Annotated in this window: 1 protein-coding gene; it reads left to right on the top strand. The window is 32.6% G+C overall.

The features are described 5' to 3' along the window. The coding region (locus ACYYG1_RS17495; protein ID WP_461211616.1) for a hypothetical protein at positions 1 to 267 on the top strand (267 nt) is incomplete at both ends.

Here is a 267-nt window from a genome sequence, read left to right as displayed (position 1 = left end):
GTTGCGTATACTGCTGGATTACAGCGAAAAGCAAATGAGCACACTTTTAATGCTGCTGAGGCGCAATTACAATTAGCCCAAAAAAACCATCAAGAGCAATTAAAAGAGACCCAAAATTCAATATTTTTAAGCGTTTTTACTACGCTATTGAGTCAAAAAAATATAACGAAGGAGAATCTTCAATTTAAAGGTGAAACAGGGGTTAATAATCATGAACATTTTTTTAGATGTATGTCAACTGCATTTGAACAAAAGCTAAAAAATGAA

It is taken from the genome of Desulfocurvus sp. DL1XJH-121, assembly GCF_054819825.1.
Note: the sequence above shows the minus strand (reverse complement) of the source record. Positions and strands in the feature narration are given on the sequence as shown.